The following is a 3,262-nucleotide window of genomic DNA, read 5'->3' on the forward strand; positions in this document are numbered from 1 at the left end:
CACGGAAGCATACGGCGCAGGTATACGTATCCATGACGAATTTGATGACGAACGAGCTATTGCCGCTCCTTCCCGAATATGTGCAGACCCTAGCTGGATGCGGCATAGACGCCATTGAGTTTAATGATCCCGCAGTGCTCATGGCCGTGAAGGAGTACGCCCCGCATCTTAAGCTGTTCTGGAACGGTGAGATGATCTCCACCAACTTCGCAACCGCCAACTATTGGGGTGAAAAAGGAGCTTCCCGGGTCATTTTGGCTCGTGAGCTCAGTATGGATGAAATTACCGAAATGATACCAAAGTTGAACATAGAAGCACAGGTTCAGGTACATGGCATGACCAATATTTATCACTCCAAGCGTAAGCTTGTTCAAAGTTATATGCTGCACCAGGGACGTAATGTAGAAGGCGATTTGGGTAGAGGGCGCGGCTTGTTTCTGATTGAAGCAGAGCGAAAGGAAGAGAAGTTCCCCATCTACGAGGATATTAATGGGACACATATTATGAGTTCAGATGATTTTTGTATCATGGAGGACCTGCATATTCTGATGGAGGCGGGCGTGCATAGCTTTAAGATCGAGGGCTTATTGAAACCTACGGCTTACAATGAGGCGGTTGTTCGTGCTTATCGTAAAGCCATAGATAATTATACAGCTGACCCGGATGCTTATGCTTATGATGAAAGCTGGCTGGATGAAGTTCGCCGTCTTCAAGATCCGGAACGGGAACTTTCCTTCGGATTTTTCTATAAAGAGCAGGTTTATTAATTTTAAAATGAATTCACAGAGGGGGGAACGTCATGGGGACGATAACCAAAACGAGAAAATATATAGGTAAACGGAATCGTCTGGATAAGCCGGAGCTATTGGCTCCTGCCGGAAATCTGGAAAAGCTGAAGTTTGCCGTTCACTATGGCGCGGATGCTGTATATATTGGTGGACAAAAATATGGTCTGCGTTCTAACGCCGATAATTTCAGTTTTGAAGAAATGCGCGAAGGTGTAGAATTTGCTAACAAGTACGGTGCTAAGGTGCTTGTAGCCACCAATATCTATGCCCATAATGAGGATATTGCCGGAATCGAAGAATACTTGCGCAATCTGTACGAGGCAGGAATTCATGCCGTTATCGTCGCTGATCCGGCTATTGTATCCGTGGCATTGCGTGCTGTTCCTGGATTGGAAGTGCATTTGAGTACACAGCAGTCCACACTGAACTGGCAAGCGGTAAAGTTTTGGAAAAACGAGGGACTACCGCGTGTGGTACTGGGACGTGAGACCAGTCTGGAGGAAATCGAAGAAATTAAAAAGCATGTGGACATCGAAATCGAAGCATTCGTCCATGGTGCGATGTGCTCTTCATTTTCCGGCCGCTGCGTGTTGTCCAATCACTTTACAGACCGTGATTCCAATCGTGGAGGATGTTGTCAGTCTTGCCGCTGGAAATACGATTTGTTTGAGGATGCCCGCCCAGGTGAGGTTTGGATATCTGAGGAAGAGGCACAGGAGAGCAATGCACTGAAACAGTTCCAGCTCGGTGTTAACCAGCTTCCACTGTTCGAAGAGAGCGATAATGCCTTTTCTATGGGTTCCAAGGATCTGTGTATGATTGAAAATGTCCCTGATCTGATTGATGTAGGTGTAGACAGCTTTAAAGTGGAGGGACGTATGAAGTCCATTCACTATGTGGCTACCGTCGTGAATGTCTATCGTCAAGCGATTGATTCCTATATGGCTGATCCTGAAAATTATGTGCTCAAACCAGAATGGATTGAAGAAATTAATAAGGCAGCCAATCGTCCGTTGAATACAGGGTTTTTCTACGATACACCGGATCATGAAGATCATATTTATGAGCCGGAAGAAAAGGCAGTCCCTTATGATTTTGCCGGACTGGTCATGGACTACGATGCCGCGAGTGGCATTGCAACCATTCAACAACGGAACCATTTTAAACCAGGGCATGAAATCGAATTTTTCGGTCCGAACGGAACATTCTTTAAACAAACGGTCGGAACGATCTGGGATGAGGAAGGCAACGAATTGGATGCTGCTCGTCACCCGCTTCAACGAATTAGAATGAAGGTAGATCAGCCCGTATCGTATTTTGATATGATGCGTAAAAAGAAGTAAATAAGCCTTAAGTCACAGGTGAAAAGATTCAAAAGCCTCTCCTATCGGTTGGAGAGGCTTTTTTTTGAATAGTTTTCTAGGAAAAAAGTTTCACAAAATTTAGTTGATACTCAAAGGAAAGCTACATTCCTTGTCGAATAGTTCCGATAGAAGTTATATAGATAATAGATACATAATGGATGACGTGGAATTAGAAACTAATTATATGGTGGTAGGTGAGAGAAATGGGTTTACGGAAAAAAGAGGGGAATACAGCAAAAAGGCAACCCAAGAAAACGGATCAAATGCAGGGTTTGAAAGGCAGTAAAGTGACAACGGATAAAGAGGAACAAAAGGTTGCGGTGTCTTCGAAGGTTGCCCCCTGGGTAGCTAAGGCAACTCGTAAAGGTACACACAATTTAAAGCGTTTACTTAAGCCAGAAAGGTACAGTAAAGATTTCATGCATTTGGTCAAAAACTATAATCCGATACGTTCGGTTGGAATGAAGTTGTTTCTGATCTTTTTTGCGGCAATTATGTTATTTGTGGTCAGCTTGGGGATGCTCTCATACTACAAGGCAAAAAGTACGATTGAGCAAAATGCAGCTACGGCTTATCAGCAGACCGTCCAGCAAACTTCAGAAAAGCTTGATATTATTCTAGAGCGCTTTCAAGACACGTCGACACAGGTATTTTTCGATACTGAATTAAGTGATCAGTTGCAAAAGGCAGTAAAGCAAGATAAAAATCCCTTTGCATCTTTTGTTGCTATGGGCGAAGTGAATAAGAAGCTAACGAATCTTGCTTTTACGAATAAAGCGATTGATTCAATGTACTTGTACCCGGAAGAAACCAATTTAGCTGCTATGGGCACCGGAACACAAAAGGATGTACGGCAGGAAGCGTGGTTTAAGGATATTTTGAAAAACAAAGGAATTGTTTGGCTACCTACGCAGGTGAATGACAATGGTAGCAAGACCTTTCGTCTGGCACGCTCCATGAACAGCATGTCCGGGTTGGGAGGGACTTATGTTCTGGTTATGGATTTAAAGTCCAGTGCGGTGGAGGACGAGTTAAAAGGTATTAATTTGGGTTCAGGCAGTATGATTAGTCTTGTGACAGACAAGGGTGAGTTTGTAGGTTGTAGCAATG

Annotated in this window: 3 protein-coding genes; all 3 read left to right on the top strand. The window is 44.0% G+C overall.

Features of this window, described 5'->3' with window-relative positions:
* A partial coding sequence (locus GRP75_RS22425) for a peptidase U32 family protein (RefSeq protein ID WP_160790403.1) occupies positions 1-767 on the top strand: 767 nt, incomplete at its 5' end.
* A 32-nt stretch (positions 768-799) separates the two neighbouring features.
* On the top strand, positions 800-2,131 hold the full coding sequence (locus GRP75_RS22430) for a peptidase U32 family protein (protein ID WP_013311519.1): 1,332 nt from the start codon (positions 800-802) through the stop codon (positions 2,129-2,131).
* Between the two features lie 224 nt (positions 2,132-2,355).
* Positions 2,356-3,262, top strand: a 907-nt coding sequence (locus GRP75_RS22435) for a cache domain-containing protein (protein ID WP_202404264.1), incomplete at its 3' end; no start/stop codon positions are given.

The sequence above is a fragment of the Paenibacillus sp. OT2-17 genome, assembly GCF_009827695.1.
Lineage (GTDB): Bacteria > Bacillota > Bacilli > Paenibacillales > Paenibacillaceae > Paenibacillus > Paenibacillus polymyxa_B.

What these genes read in the sequence shown, in the direction of transcription:
- GRP75_RS22430 (WP_013311519.1), top strand. Translation starts at nt 800, where the DNA reads ATGGGGACGATAACCAAAACGAGAAAATATATAGGTAAACGGAATCGT.